The sequence below is a fragment of the Mycobacterium szulgai genome (assembly GCF_002116635.1).
GTDB classification, from domain to species: domain Bacteria; phylum Actinomycetota; class Actinomycetes; order Mycobacteriales; family Mycobacteriaceae; genus Mycobacterium; species Mycobacterium szulgai.
Window position 1 is genome coordinate 164,736 of sequence record NZ_LQPW01000120.1, and the last position, 14,435, is coordinate 179,170.

At 65.4% G+C, this 14,435-nt stretch carries 13 protein-coding genes; 10 read left to right on the plus strand and 3 right to left on the minus strand.

What is annotated here, in order from left to right:
- Position 1: 1 nt before the first annotated feature.
- The gene (cmrA, locus tag AWC27_RS16955) at positions 2 to 808 is read right to left on the minus strand and encodes a mycolate reductase (RefSeq protein WP_085671578.1); all 807 of its coding nucleotides are present in this window, start codon (positions 806 to 808) and stop codon (positions 2 to 4) included.
- A gap of 62 nt (positions 809 to 870) precedes the next feature.
- Here cmrA and AWC27_RS16960 point away from each other — a divergent pair, with 62 nt between their 5' ends.
- On the plus strand, positions 871 to 2,262 hold the full coding sequence (locus AWC27_RS16960; protein WP_085671532.1) for an MFS transporter: 1,392 nt from the start codon (positions 871 to 873) through the stop codon (positions 2,260 to 2,262).
- On the opposite strand, the gene AWC27_RS16965 is transcribed toward AWC27_RS16960, so the two are convergent.
- Positions 2,259 to 3,044, minus strand: a complete 786-nt coding sequence (locus tag AWC27_RS16965) for an MmpS family transport accessory protein (protein ID WP_085671579.1) — start codon at positions 3,042 to 3,044, stop codon at positions 2,259 to 2,261. The genes AWC27_RS16960 and AWC27_RS16965 overlap by 4 nt on opposite strands.
- A gap of 68 nt (positions 3,045 to 3,112) precedes the next feature.
- Positions 3,113 to 3,748, minus strand: coding sequence for an SACE_7040 family transcriptional regulator (locus AWC27_RS16970; RefSeq protein WP_085671533.1), 636 nt, complete (start codon positions 3,746 to 3,748; stop codon positions 3,113 to 3,115).
- 114 nt (positions 3,749 to 3,862) lie between these two features.
- Between AWC27_RS16970 and AWC27_RS16975 the strand changes: the two genes are divergently transcribed.
- From AWC27_RS16975 to pdhA, 9 genes are all read left to right on the plus strand, one after another.
- Positions 3,863 to 5,491: an AMP-binding protein gene (locus AWC27_RS16975; protein ID WP_085671534.1), complete on the plus strand. Its 1,629-nt coding sequence runs from the start codon at positions 3,863 to 3,865 to the stop codon at positions 5,489 to 5,491.
- Positions 5,492 to 5,578: 87 nt separating this feature from the next.
- On the plus strand, positions 5,579 to 6,322 hold the full coding sequence (locus AWC27_RS16980) for a CoA transferase subunit A (protein WP_085671535.1): 744 nt from the start codon (positions 5,579 to 5,581) through the stop codon (positions 6,320 to 6,322).
- The gene (locus tag AWC27_RS16985; protein ID WP_085671536.1) at positions 6,319 to 6,966 is read left to right on the plus strand and encodes a CoA transferase subunit B; all 648 of its coding nucleotides are present in this window, start codon (positions 6,319 to 6,321) and stop codon (positions 6,964 to 6,966) included. The genes AWC27_RS16980 and AWC27_RS16985 overlap by 4 nt, the downstream gene beginning before the upstream one ends.
- Entirely contained in the window at positions 6,963 to 8,540 is a 1,578-nt protein-coding gene (locus AWC27_RS16990) for a carboxyl transferase domain-containing protein (protein ID WP_085671537.1), read from the plus strand. Before AWC27_RS16985 ends, AWC27_RS16990 begins: the two co-directional genes overlap by 4 nt.
- Before the next feature lie 3 nt (positions 8,541 to 8,543).
- Positions 8,544 to 10,514, plus strand: a complete 1,971-nt coding sequence (locus tag AWC27_RS16995; protein WP_085671538.1) for an acetyl-CoA carboxylase biotin carboxylase subunit — start codon at positions 8,544 to 8,546, stop codon at positions 10,512 to 10,514.
- The gene (locus tag AWC27_RS17000; protein ID WP_085671539.1) at positions 10,511 to 11,677 is read left to right on the plus strand and encodes an acyl-CoA dehydrogenase family protein; all 1,167 of its coding nucleotides are present in this window, start codon (positions 10,511 to 10,513) and stop codon (positions 11,675 to 11,677) included. Before AWC27_RS16995 ends, AWC27_RS17000 begins: the two co-directional genes overlap by 4 nt.
- A complete protein-coding gene (locus AWC27_RS17005) occupies positions 11,674 to 12,156 on the plus strand; it encodes a MaoC family dehydratase (protein WP_085671540.1) in 483 nt (160 codons plus the stop codon). The genes AWC27_RS17000 and AWC27_RS17005 overlap by 4 nt, the downstream gene beginning before the upstream one ends.
- A gap of 9 nt (positions 12,157 to 12,165) precedes the next feature.
- On the plus strand, positions 12,166 to 12,987 hold the full coding sequence (locus AWC27_RS17010) for an HpcH/HpaI aldolase/citrate lyase family protein (RefSeq protein WP_085671541.1): 822 nt from the start codon (positions 12,166 to 12,168) through the stop codon (positions 12,985 to 12,987).
- Positions 12,988 to 13,337: 350 nt separating this feature from the next.
- The gene (pdhA, locus tag AWC27_RS17015; RefSeq protein WP_085671542.1) at positions 13,338 to 14,429 is read left to right on the plus strand and encodes a pyruvate dehydrogenase (acetyl-transferring) E1 component subunit alpha; all 1,092 of its coding nucleotides are present in this window, start codon (positions 13,338 to 13,340) and stop codon (positions 14,427 to 14,429) included.
- Positions 14,430 to 14,435 lie beyond the last annotated feature (6 nt).

The window sequence follows — 14,435 nt, forward strand, 5'->3', positions numbered from 1 at the left end:
CCTAGCCGCCACCGAGCTTCTTGTAGAACGCGCCCACGATCGGAGCCACGACGGCACGGGGCCCGTAGCCGCTCGCCACCGACATCGCCTTGGACGTCAGACCCGGCACCACCCGCATCTTGTTGCGCTCCAAAGCGTCCAGCGATATCTGCGCGGTGTGCTCCGTCGAAATCCACAGGAAGTCGGGCACCAGCTTCTCGACGAGCGAGCGTTCGGCGTCGGCGGGCAGGTCGCTGCGCACCGGCCCCGGGGCCAACACCGTGACATGCACACCGCAGCGGCGCAACTCGCCGCGCAACGATTCACTGAACGTGTTCGCGAACGCCTTGGTGGCGGCATATGTGGCGTTGTAGGGGATTGGCGAATTGCCGGCTGCTGAACCGGAAATCAAGATCCCGCCGGCCTTTCGTTCGACCATACCCGGCAGCACGGCCAGCGTAAGGTCATGCACACCAAGGACATTCAACTGCACCTGAGCTTTTTCCCCCGCCGGGTCCAGTGTCGCTATCGGGCCGAACGTCGCGGTTCCCGCGTTGGCGCACAGAATTGAGATGGGCCGCGCGGCCAATTCCTCGCACAGCTTTCCTCGTTCGGACGGGTCAGCGAGATCGGCGGGTCGCACATCGATGGTGACCCGATACTGGTCGGTCAGCCTGGCCGCCAAATCGTTGAGCAGGTCTTCGCGGCGCGCGGTGACGATCAGGTTGTGCCCGCGCGCGGCAAGTTCGGTGGCCAGGGCTTCGCCGATGTTCTGCGAAGCGCCGGTGACCACCGCACGCGCGTCAGGACTGGGAGCGGGAATGGGCATGAGCACGATCGTAAACGTGCACCGGAAGCGGGGACCCTGCCGATCCCATTAGAGTGCCGGGCATGAATCAGCCGGGGCCGGGTCCCGTCGAGCCTGCAAATCCGCAGACAAACTCCGAGTACGGGCCTGCGATATTGCAGCCTCGGCGCCAACCGCGATCTCGCATTGTGGCGTGGGCATTGTGGGATTGCGGTTCCACCGGTCTGAACGCGATCGTGACGACGTTTGTGTTCTCGGTCTACCTGACCAACAGCGTGGGCGTGGGCACGCCAGGCGGCGCCACGCCGGAAAGCTGGCTGGGCCGCGCCGGGGCCTTCGCCGGGATAACCATCGCCGTGCTGGCGCCGGTGGTCGGAGTGTGGGTGGAGTCCCCGCATCGCCGGCGGGTGGCGCTGGGCGTATTGACCGGGGTAGCGGTGGCCCTGACCTGCGCGATGTTCCTCATCCACGACAGTCCCGGCTACCTGTGGGCCGGGCTGGCGTTGCTGGCCCTGACGGCGGCATGCAGCGACCTGGCCAGCGTCCCGTACAACGCCATGCTGCGACAGCTCTCGACGCCTTCGACTGCCGGCCGGATTTCCGGGTTCGGCTGGGCGGCGGGTTATGCCGGCAGCGTCCTGCTGCTGGTGCTGGTCTATGTGGGCTTCGTCTCCGGCCGAGGCGACGTGCGTGGGTTGCTGCAGCTGCCCGCTCAGGACGGGCTCAACGTGCGCGCGGCGATGCTGATGGCCGCGGCGTGGCTGGCGTTGTTGGCGCTGCCGCTACTTTTGGTGGCACACCGACTACCCGATTCCGGCGCGGTGGCCCGCTCGACCACCACCGTGCGGGGCGCCTATCGCAAGCTATGGACCGACATCACCGGCGAATGGCGCCGCGACCGCAACCTCGTCTACTTCTTGATCGCCAGCGCGATCTTTCGGGACGGGCTCGCGGCGATGTTCGCCTTCGGCGCGGTGCTCGGAGTGAACGTCTACGGACTCACCCAGGCCGATGTGCTGATGTTCGGCGTGGCCGGAAGCGTGGTGGCCGCGCTCGGTGCGACGGTGGGCGGATTCGTCGACCACCGAGTGGGATCCAAGCCCGTCATCGTCGTGTCGCTGGCCGCGATCCTCACGTCGGCGCTCACCCTGATGACGCTGTCTGGATCGTTCGCGTTCTGGGTGTGCGGGCTGCTGCTGTGCCTGTTCATCGGACCGTCGCAGTCGTCGGCACGCGCCTTGTTGCTGCGCATGGCTCAGCACGGGAAGGAGGGGGTGGCGTTCGGCCTGTACACGATGACGGGCCGGGCGGTGGCGTTCCTGGCGCCTTGGCTGTTCTCTGTGTTCGTCGACGTGTTCGACGCGGTTCGCGCCGGCTTGGGCGGGATCTGCCTGGTGCTGTTCGTCGGCCTGGTGGCGATGCTGGCGGTTCGTGTGCCGCGGCACGGCGTCACAGTCGTCGCCGAAACGGCCTAGTTCGTCGGGGCGTCGCAGATGGTCAAGCCCACCCCGGTGCGCTGACGTACCTGCACTCCAGCCACGGTCACCGAACAGGTGACGTTGTGGCCGATGTTGACGATCGTGACGGTTGCCGGATGTTCCGTCGACCTCGACAGGCTGACCTCTTTGCTCCACGGCAGTGCAACATTGAACTCGGTCTGGATGACGTCCCCGGTGTCGAGGTAGGTGACGCTGATGGCGCGGCCTTCGCCGGTGACGTTATAGACAACGGTCTGCATGGCGCCGGCCGGGGTGGTTGCGGTGGGGGTACCCGACTCGGTTGTGGTCGTTGGCGTCGACGTGACACTGGGCGAAGGCGTAGTCCTGGTCGTGGTCGGAAGTGTCGAACTCGGCGTCGGCATCGGCGGCAACGGCTCGACCGCCGTTTGATCCTTGACCGACATATTCGCAATCACCAGTGCGATGACCAGCCCGACCACCAACAACACGGCCGCGCCGGCGGCGACCCACAACCAGCGCGGTGTCTTCGGGCCGTGCGGTGGCGGCGGCTCCTCAGGTGGGCCGGAACCCGGCGTGCCCTGGTCTTGCATCCAGTACGGCGGCAACTGCTGGGTGGGGTTGGGGTCGTTGGGGCCCGGCGTCCACGGCGGGACGGTGCCGCCATAGGTGGGCGCGTACGGCGCCTGACCGGCGTACGCCGGATCGATGGGCGGCGGATTGTAGGAACCCTGCGGCCCGACCGGTCCCGCCCCCGATTGAGGGGGACCAAACCTTTGGGGCCGACGTGGATCGTTCATGTCCACCTCATGGATTGCAGGGTACCCAAGACTCGCGCGGCAGCGCTGGCGGACTGCTCTGCCGGTGCTTACTTGCCCCCGGCGGTTAGCGCGGCGAGCGTCATGGCCCGCATGACGGCGCGGGAACGAACCGTGCGCGCCGGCTTGGTGTCGGCCGACTTCATGCTGTGCGGTGTCGAGTTCAGCAGGCCGAAGGTGGCGTGTGCCATCAGCCGGGCATCAGCTTCGGCCAAGTCGGGGTGAAGCTCGCGCAACACGCCCACCCAGACCTCGACGTATTGCCGCTGGGCTTTGCGTACTTGCCGTTCCGCGGCGTCGGGCAGGTGCGCAAGGTCACGGTCCTGGATGCGGATGAGGTTGGGTTCCCCCAACGCGAAATCAAGGTGAAAGTCGATGAGGCCGTCCAGCGCCGCGGTCGGATCCGGGTTGTGTGCCGTGACGTCGCGCGCGCCGGCCAGCAGCCGGGCACTGATGCCCACCAGCAACTCGACCAGCAGTGACTCCTTGTTGGGGAAGTGACGGTAAATCGCCGGACCGCTGACGCCGGCAGCGGCACCGATGTCCTCCAGTCGCACCGCCAGGAAACCGCGCTCGGCGAACAGGCGCTCGGCGGCCGACAGGAGCTGCAGTCGCCGGTCGGACTTCAACTTGCTGCGACGATTCGGGGCCTCCGGCTGGCCCGGCCGGCCGTCGGGCGCGGTCATGACGGCCTCCGTCCCAACTGGTTCTGGACACTTCGGTTAATCGTCACTAACATAGCACGAGTTATTCGCTGTTAACTCGAGTTTGTCGCGTGGGGGGCGCCAGGCGGAGGAACCGTGACCACAGCAGGCCCCCTTTCGTATGAGCGCGGTCCGGCCGAACCCGCACTACTGGCGACGACGATCGGCGCCAATCTGGCCAATACCGCGGCGCTGTATGGGACGCGGGATGCTCTGGTCGACATCCAGGCCGCGCGGCGGTGGACGTACGACGAACTGCTTGCCGCCGTGCGCCGCCTGGCGACCGGACTGATGCGGGCCGGAATCGGGCCTGGCGATCGGGTTGGAATCTGGGCGCCGAACCGGTGGGAGTGGGTCCTGGTTCAGTATGCGACCGCTGAGATCGGCGCGGTGCTGGTGACCATCAATCCCGCCTACCGTGAGCGTGAATTAGACTATGCGCTAAGCCAATCCGGGGTTGCCATGGTGATTGCCGCGGCGGGCTTCAAGGATGCGGACTACGCCAGGATGCTGGCTGAGGTGGTGCCGCACTGCCCCGGGGTGCGCGAGGTGGTGCTGTTGGACAGCGATGACTGGGAGCGGCTGGCCGGGGCACACGCCGACCTGACGATGTTGCAGAATATTGCGGCGACGTTGGACAGCACCGATCCCGTGAACATCCAATACACCTCAGGCACAACAGGTTTCCCGAAGGGTGTCACGCTGAGTCATCGCAACATCCTCAACAACGGCTACCTGGTGGGCGAACTGCTCGACTACACCCCACACGATCGGATCTGCATCCCGGTGCCGTTCTATCACTGCTTCGGCATGGTGATGGGCAATCTGGCGGCCACCAGCCACGGCGCCTGTATGGTGATCCCGGCGGCCCGCTTCGACCCCGCGGCCACGCTGCAAGCGGTGCAGGATGAACGGTGCACCAGCCTCTATGGGGTGCCCACGATGTTCATTGCCGAGCTGGGGCTGCCGAATTTCGCCGAGTACGAGCTGACGAGCCTGCGGACCGGGATCATGGCCGGCGCTGTCTGTCCGGTGGAGGTGATGCGCAAGGTGATGCACCGCATGCATATGCCCGGTGTGTCGATCTGCTACGGCATGACCGAAACATCGCCCGTTTCGACCCAGACTCGCAGCGACGACTCGCTGGTGCGCCGCGTGGCCACCGTCGGCCGGGTAGGGCCGCACCTCGAAATCAAGGTGATCGACCCGCTCACCGGGCAGATGGTGCCGCGCGGCGTGACCGGCGAGTTGTGCACCCGCGGCTACTCGGTGATGGCGGGCTACTGGAACGAGCCGGAGCGTACCGCCGAGGTGATCGATGCCGACGGCTGGATGCACACCGGAGACCTGGCCGCGATGGATGAGTGCGGTTACCTACAGATCACCGGACGGATCAAGGACATCGTCGTGCGCGGCGGCGAGAACATCTCCCCACGTGAAATCGAGGAGTTCCTGCACAGCCACCCTGATATCGCCGACGGCCACGTCATCGGGGTGCCCGACGCCAAGTACGGGGAGGAACTGATGGCGGTGGTCAAGCTGCGTTGCGGTGCGCCGGAGCTCACCGTCGAGCAACTGCGCGAATTCTGCACCGGCCGGATCGCTGCGTTCAAGATCCCGCGGTATCTGTGGATCGTCGACGAATTCCCCATGACCGTCACCGGAAAGGTGCGCAAGGTGGAGATGCGGCAACAAGCGATCGAGTACCTGCGCGACGCCCGGTGACAGTGCTGTCCCTGGACGCGTCGCGAGGGCGGTGGTATCCTCGGCTCCAGTTAATCAGGATTAACTGAACCGGAGGCCATGCGGTAAATGGATAAGGTGGTAGCTACCGCTGCTGAGGCGGTGGCGGACATAACCGACGGGTCGTCTCTGGCGGTCGGAGGTTTCGGGTTGTGCGGCATTCCCGAAGCGCTGATCGCAGCGCTGGTGGACAGCGGTGTCACCGACCTGGAGACGGTATCCAACAACTGCGGAGTCGACGGTGTCGGCCTCGGAGTGCTATTGGAAAACAAGCGAATTCGGCGAACTGTCTCATCCTATGTGGGTGAGAACAAGGAGTTCGCCCGCCAGTTTCTGTCCGGTGAACTCGAAGTCGAGCTAACCCCCCAGGGAACCCTGGCCGAGCGGTTGCGCGCCGGCGGTATGGGCATACCCGCGTTCTACACCCCGGCCGGGGTCGGCACTCAGATCGCCGATGGGGGATTGCCCTGGCGGTACGACGCCTCAGGCGAGGTCGCGGTGATGTCGCCGCCCAAGGAAACCCGTGAATTCGACGGCGTCACCTACGTTCTCGAGCGTGGCATCCGCACCGACTTCGCACTGGTGCACGCTTGGAAGGGCGACCGCCACGGCAACCTGGTGTACCGCTACGCCGCAGCCAACTTCAACCCGGAATGCGCTCCGGCCGGTCGGATCACGATCGCAGAGGTCGAACATCTCGTCGAGCCGGGGGAAATCGATCCGGCCACCGTGCACACCCCCGGGGTGTTCGTGCAGCGCGTGGTTCATGTGCCCGATCCCGTGAAGAAGATCGAGAAGGAGACCGTTCGGTGAGCTGGGATAGGGACGGTATGGCCGCGCGGGTGGCGGCGGAATTCGAAGACGGCCAATACATCAACCTCGGCATCGGGATGCCCACCCTGATCCCGAATCACATTCCCGACGGCGTCCACGTCGTGTTGCACTCGGAGAACGGCATCCTCGGTGTCGGCCCGTACCCTCGCCGCGAGGATGTGGACGCCGATCTGATCAACGCGGGTAAGGAAACCGTCACCACGCTGCCCGGCGCCGCGTTCTTCGGTTCGTCGACCTCGTTCGGCATCATCCGCGGCGGTCACCTGGACGTGGCCGTGCTTGGGGCGATGCAGGTTTCGGTTACCGGCGACCTCGCCAACTGGATGATCCCCGGCAAGATGGTCAAAGGCATGGGCGGCGCGATGGACTTGGTGCACGGCGCTCGCAAGGTGATCGTGATGATGGAGCACGCCGCCAAAGACGGCAGCCCGAAGATCCTCGAACGCTGTACCTTGCCGTTGACCGGCGTCGGCTGTGTCAACCGGATCGTCACCGAACTCGCGGTCATCGACATCTGCGGCGACGGCCTGCACCTGATCGAAACCGCCCCCGGCGTGTCCGTCGAAGAGGTGGTCGCCAAAACTCAACCGCCGCTTGTGCTTCGGAACCTGGCAACACAGTGACGACCATCGCGCCCTCCTTCGCCGACGAGCACCGCCGGCTCGTGGCGGAGTTGAACGACAAGCTTGCCACCGCAGCGTTGGGCGGTAATGAACGCGCCCGGGAACGCCATGTCAGCCGCGGCAAGCTGCTGCCGCGCGAACGGGTGGACCGGCTGCTGGATCCGGGTAGCCCTTTCCTCGAGCTGGCTCCATTGGCCGCCAACGGCATGTACGGCGACGAGTCGCCCGGTGCGGGAATCATCACCGGGATCGGCCGGGTGGCCGGGCGTGAATGCGTGATCGTCGCCAACGACGCAACGGTCAAGGGCGGCACCTACTATCCGATAACGGTCAAAAAGCATCTGCGTGCCCAAGAGGTGGCACTGCAGAACCTGTTGCCGTGCATCTACCTCGTGGATTCCGGCGGCGCCTTCCTGCCACGCCAGGACGAGGTGTTCCCCGACCGCGAGCACTTCGGGCGGATCTTCTACAACCAGGCGACCATGAGCGCCAAGGGCATTCCGCAGGTGGCTGCCGTCCTCGGGTCGTGCACGGCCGGCGGCGCCTATGTTCCGGCGATGAGCGACGAAGCCGTGATCGTGCGCGAGCAGGGCACGATCTTTCTCGGCGGTCCGCCGCTGGTCAAAGCCGCCACCGGCGAAATCGTCTCGGCCGAGGACCTCGGCGGCGGCGACCTGCACTCGCGGGTATCGGGCGTCACTGATCATCTGGCCGACGACGACGAGGATGCCCTGCGCATCGTCCGCTCGATTGCGGCCACCTTCGGACCACGCGAGCCCGCCCAGTGGGATGTAACGCGGTCGGTCGAGCCCAAGCACTCGCCGCACGAGCTTTACGACGTGGTACCGCCGGACCCGCGGGTGCCCTACGACGTACACGAGGTCATCACGCGCCTGGTCGACGGTAGCGAATTCAGCGAGTTCAAAGCCAAATACGGCAAAACGCTGGTGACCGCGTTCGCCCGCATACACGGCCATCCGGTCGGCATCATCGCCAACAACGGCGTGTTGTTCAGCGAATCCGCTTTGAAGGGCGCACATTTCATCGAGTTGTGCGACAAACGCAAGATCCCGCTGCTGTTTCTGCAGAACATCGCCGGCTTCATGGTCGGCCGCGACTACGAGGCCGGCGGCATTGCCAAGCACGGCGCCAAGATGGTCACCGCGGTGGCCTGCGCTCGGGTGCCCAAGCTGACCGTGGTCATCGGCGGGTCCTATGGCGCAGGCAACTATTCGATGTGTGGACGGGCCTATTCGCCCCGCTTCCTATGGATGTGGCCGAATGCGCGGATCTCGGTGATGGGCGGGGAACAGGCGGCATCCGTGCTCGCCACCGTGCGCGGTGAGCAGCTGTCCGCGGCCGGCAAGCCGTGGTCGCCTGACGAAGAGGAAGCGTTCAAGGCGCCCATCCGTGAGCAGTACGAGGACCAGGGCAACCCCTACTACTCCACGGCGCGGCTGTGGGACGACGGCATCATCGACCCAGCCGACACCAGAACTGTTGTCGGGCTCGCTCTTTCGGCATGCGCGCATGCCCCGCTGGAGCAGGTCTCCTACGGCGTTTTCCGGATGTGATTAATGTTTGACACCGTATTAGTGGCCAACCGCGGCGAGATCGCGGTACGAGTGATCCGCACCCTGCGCCGGCTGGGCATCCGGTCGGTCGCGGTGTACAGCGACGCAGACGCCGGAGCCCGACATGTCCTCGAGGCCGACGTTGCGGTGCGGCTGGGGCCGGCAGCGGCGCGAGAGAGCTACCTCGATATCAACAAAGTGGTGGACGCCGCGGCGCGCACCGGATCCCAAGCGATCCATCCCGGCTACGGATTCCTTTCCGAGAACGCCGATTTCGCGGCGGCCTGCGAACGTGCCGGAGTGGTCTTTCTAGGCCCACCGTCGCGCGCCATTGAGGTGATGGGCGATAAGATCACCGCCAAGAACGCCGTCGCTGCCTTCGACGTTCCGGTGGTCCCCGGCGTCGCAAAGCCGGGCCTCACGGACGACGAACTCGTCAAGGCGGCCGATGAGGTCGGCTATCCGGTACTGATCAAGCCGTCCGCCGGTGGGGGCGGCAAGGGCATGCGGCTGGTTGAAGAACCGGCCGAGCTGCGTAACGCGCTGGTCAGCGCGCGGCGGGAGGCCGCCTCCGCGTTCGCCGACGACACATTGTTCCTGGAGCGATTTGTGTTGCGGCCCAGGCATATCGAAGTGCAGATCATCGCCGACACCCATGGGAACGTGCTGCATCTGGGCGAGCGGGAATGCAGTCTACAGCGGCGCCACCAGAAGGTCATTGAGGAGGCGCCCTCGGCGCTGCTCGACGCGGCCACCCGCGCGCGGATTGGGGCCGCGGCCTGCAATACCGCCCGCAGCGTCGACTACGTGGGTGCCGGCACGGTGGAATTCATCGTCTCTGCCGAACGGCCCGACGAGTTCTTCTTCATGGAGATGAACACCCGGCTGCAGGTCGAACACCCGGTCACCGAAGCGGTCACGGGTCTGGATCTGGTCGAGTGGCAGCTGCGGGTGGGTGCGGGCGAAAAGCTGGCCTTCGCCCAGGACGACATCGAACTGCGCGGTCACGCGATCGAGGCCCGGGTCTACGCCGAAGACCCCGCGCGCGGCTTCCTGCCCACCGGTGGCCGGGTGCTGGACGTGCTGGAGCCGTCGGGCGCGGGAGTGCGGGTGGACTCCTCGCTGTTGGCCGGCACGGTGGTCGGCAGTGATTACGACCCGATGCTGTCGAAGGTGATTGCCCACGGCGATGACCGCGAGGAGGCGCTGGCGCGCCTGGACCAGGCGCTGGCGCACACCGCGGTGCTGGGTGTGCAAACCAATGTCGAGTTCCTACGTTTCCTGCTGGCCGACGAACGCGTGCGTGCCGGAGATCTGGACACCGCGCTGCTCGACGAGCGCCTGGCCGACTTTGCACCACTGCCCGCACCCGACGATGTGCTAGCAGCGGGTGGCCTCTTCCGGCAGTGGGCTTTGGCAAGACGGGCGCAAGGTGAGCTGTGGGCCGTGCCAACCGGATGGCGCGTGGGGGGTGCGGCGCCGGTTCGCACCGAGATGCAAACACCGCTGCGCAGTGAGACGGTATCGGTGTGGGGTTCACCCGATGCCGCCAGGGTGCAGGTCGGTGATGGTGAAATCGCAGCTGCAAGTGCACAAGTCAATCACGGCGAGCTGAGCGTGACGGTCGGCGGCCTGCGGCGGGAGTATCGCTGGGCTGAGGCGGATCGGCATCTATGGATCGCAGACGAACGGGGAACCTGGCATCTGCGCGAAGCCGAGGAGCACAAGATTCACCGTGCGGTTGGCGAACGGCAAGCCGAAGTCATCAGTCCCATGCCGGGCAACGTGATCGCCGTCCAGGTCACCTCCGGTACCGAGGTCGCAGAGGGTGACGTCGTGGTGGTGGTGGAGGCGATGAAGATGGAACACTCACTGGCCGCACCGGTTTCGGGGCAGGTAGAAGTGCTGGTGTCCGTTGGCGATCAGGTAAAGGTCGAGCAAGTACTCGCAAGGATCAAGGATCAAGAATCATGACGACAACAATTCCCGCCGGGACGCTACCCAAGGAATACGAAGAGCTTCGCGACACAGTGGCCGATTTCGCGCGCAGCGTGGTTGCACCGGTGTCGGCCAAACACGATGAGGAGCACAGCTTTCCATACGAAGTAGTCGCCAGGATGGGTGAGATGGGTCTGTTCGGCCTGCCGTTCCCAGAAGAGTACGGCGGCATGGGCGGCGACTACTTCGCGCTGGCGCTGGCGCTAGAAGAGCTGGGCAAGGTCGACCAGTCGGTGGCGATCACACTGGAAGCCGGGGTAGGCCTGGGTGCGATGCCGATCTACCGGTTCGGCAACGAGGAACAGAAACAGAAGTGGTTGCCAGACCTGATCGCCGGTCGCGCGCTGGCCGGCTTCGGACTCACCGAACCGGGTGCCGGTTCGGACGCGGGCGGCACTCGCACCACGGCTCGTCTCGAGGGTGATGAGTGGATCATCAACGGCAGCAAGCAATTCATCACCAACTCGGGCACCGATATCACCTCACTGGTGACGATTACTGCCGTCACGGGAAGTGTCGCGGACGGTAAGAAGGAGATCTCGACGATCATCGTGCCCAATGGCACAGCCGGATTCGTCGTGGAGCCCGTCTACAACAAGGTCGGCTGGAACGCCTCGGACACCCACCCGCTGAGCTTCGATGACGCGCGCGTCCCGGCGGAGAACCTGCTCGGCGCCCGCGGAAAAGGCTACGCCAACTTCTTGTCCATCCTCGACGAAGGCCGCATCGCGATCGCCGCACTGGCGACCGGGGTGGCGCAGGGATGTGTGGACGAGAGCGTCAAATACGCCAAGGAGCGTCAGTCGTTCGGCCAGCCGATCGGCTCCTATCAGGCGATCAGCTTCAAGATCGCGCGGATGGAGGCCCGGGCGCATGTGGCGCGCACGGCCTACTACGAGGCCGCGGCAAAGATGTTGGCGGGCAAGCCCTTCAAGAAAGAAGCGGCGATCGCCAAAATGGTGTCCTCGGAGGCGGCGATGGATAATGCCCGCGATGCTACCCAGATCCATGGGGGATACGGCTTCATGAACGAGTACCCGGTGGCCCGCCACTACCGGGACAGCAAGATCCTCGAAATCGGAGAGGGCACAACCGAGGTGCAGCTGATGCTCATCGCGCGATCACTGGGGCTGTCATGACAGACAAGGCAATCATCCAGCGCGGCTTGTGGTTTGAAGAGTTCGAGATCGGCACGACGTACCTGCATCGGCCCGGCCGCACCGTCACTGAAGCCGACAATGTTTTGTTCACCACGCTGACCATGAACACTCAATCGCTGCATCTCGACGCCGCTTGGGCCGCCGAACAACCGGGCTTTCGGGGGGAGCGGCTGGTCAACTCGATGTTCACCCTATCCACCCTGGTCGGGTTGTCGGTTTCGCAGCTCACGCTGGGCACCATTGTGGCCAACCTCGGTTTCTCCGAGGTGTCGTTTCCCAAGCCGCTATTTCACGGCGACACCCTGTATGCCGAGACCGTCTGTTCCGGCAAGCGGGAATCGAAAAGCCGGCCCGGTGAAGGGATAGTCACGCTCGAGCACACCGGGCGTAACCAGCATGGCGAGATCGTCGCGCGGGCGGTGCGCACCACGCTGGTGCAGAAGCAGCCCAGTAAATGAGGAGACACGATGAGCCTGCGTGATGCCGGCCCCGGGTGGTTGTTCTGCCCGGCCGATCGCCCCGAGCGGTTCGCCAAAGCGGCCGCTGCCGCCGACGTGGTCATCCTCGACCTCGAAGACGGTGTGTCCGAGGCGGAGAAACCGGCCGCGCGCAAAGCCCTACAGGACACGCCCCTGGATCCCGAACGCACCATCGTGCGGATCAACGCCGGCGGCACCGATGATCAGGCCCGCGATCTGGAGGCCTTGGCCGGTACTCGATACACGACACTGATGCTGCCTAAGGCCGAGTCCGCGGCGCAGGTGACGGGGCTTGCCCCGCGCGATGTCATCGCGTTGGTGGAGACCGCGCGCGGAGCCGTGTTCGCCTCCGAAATCGCCGCCGCCGGCAACACCGTAGGGATGATGTGGGGCGCCGAGGACCTCATCGCCACCCTCGGCGGCAGCTCCAGCCGCCGTGCCGACGGCGCCTATCGGGATGTCACTCGACACGTCCGGTCGGTGATTCTGCTGGCGGCTTCGGCGTTCGGGCGGCTTGCCCTGGACGCCGTGCACCTGGACATCCGCGATATCGAAGGCTTGCAAGCCGAGGCGGTCGACGCCGCGACGGTGGGTTTCGATGTAACCGTCTGCATCCATCCCAGCCAGGTTCCGGTGGTGCGCAAGGCATATCGGCCCGCCGAGGAGAAGCTGGACTGGGCGCGACGGGTGCTGGCCGCATCCCGAAACGAGCGTGGGGTGTTCGCGTTCGAAGGGCAGATGGTCGATGCGCCGGTGCTACGGCATGCCGAAATGATGTTGCGCAGGGCCGGGGAACCCGTTTCCGACTGACGGTTGCTGGTTCGCTGGATCCGGTGTCCTGCGCGGGCTCTCTCGGTGCCGCGGCGGCGGAGTATCCATAACAGATTCGACACGGTCTTTGCGGTTCCGCGATTCGCCGCGGTGTCTTCGCATTTGGGGGCATAATGGGCAACAGCGCCAGTGTTGCGGCGAGCGAAGTCTTTCGAGCAACTGGCGATCGACTTCGGCTCGCGGTTGTTCCCGGCCGGGAATTTGCTGTGGTCGCCGCACCGCGGGTGCCGACGCGAAGGATGGAACGCAGTTGACTGGTGATTCGTTACCGGAAGGACGGCATCTGCTGACGGCGTGACCGCGTTGTGGCTCCGAACTTGGGAGGCGGTATGGCGGAGAATTCTCCAAAGCCGATGACTGTCGACCTCGAGCCGGTGCAACTCATCGCTCCGGATGGCACATCTACCGCCGAACACCGCTATCGGCACGATCTTCCCGCGGAGACGCTGTGCTGGCTCTACGAGATGATGGTGGTCACTCGCGAGCTGGATATCGAGTTCATCAACCTGAAGCGCCAAGGTGAATTGGCGCTTTTTGCGTCTTGCCGGGGTCAGGAAGCCGCACAAATCGGTGCGGCGGCTCCGTTGCTCAAGACCGACTGGTTGTTCCCGCAATACCGGGAGCTGGGTGCTTACCTGGTACGCGGCATCCCGCCCGGGCATGTCGGCGCGGCGTGGCGCGGGACCTGGCACGGCGGCCTGGAATTCACCAAGAAGTGCTGTGCCCCGATGTCGATTCCGATCGGTACCCAGGCCTTGCATGCAGTCGGCGCGGCCATGGCGGCACAACGTCTCGGTGAGGCTTCGGTAACGGTGGCATTCCTTGGCGACGGCGCCACCAGCGAGGGTGATGTGCATGAGGCGCTGAATTTTGCGGCCGTATTCAATGCGCCCTGTGTCTTTTATGTGCAGAACAACCAGTGGGCCATCTCGCTGCCGGTGTCCAGGCAGACGGCCGCACCCTCGATCGCACATAAGGCGATCGGCTACGGGATGCCCGGTGTCCGGGTGGATGGCAACGACGTCCTGGCGTGCTACGCGGTGATGGCCGAGGCCGCCGCGCGCGCCCGCGGCGGCGGCGGACCGACGTTGATCGAGGCGGTCACCTATCGCCTCGGGCCGCACACCACCGCTGACGACCCGGCCCGCTACCGCAGCCAGGAGGAAGTGCAGCATTGGACGGAGCTGGATCCGATTCCGCGCTATCGCACCTACCTGCAAACGCAAGGATTGTGGTCAGAGCGCTTGGCGGAGCGGGTGGCCGCCCATGGGAAGCGGGCTCGCACCGAACTGCGCGACGCGGTTTTCGGCGCAACCGATTTCGATGTCGACGACGTGTTCACCGCGGTGTTCGCCGAGATCACGCCCGGTCTGGAAGCGCAGCGACAACAGCTGCGGGCCGAACTGGCCAGGACCGAGTGAGCAGGC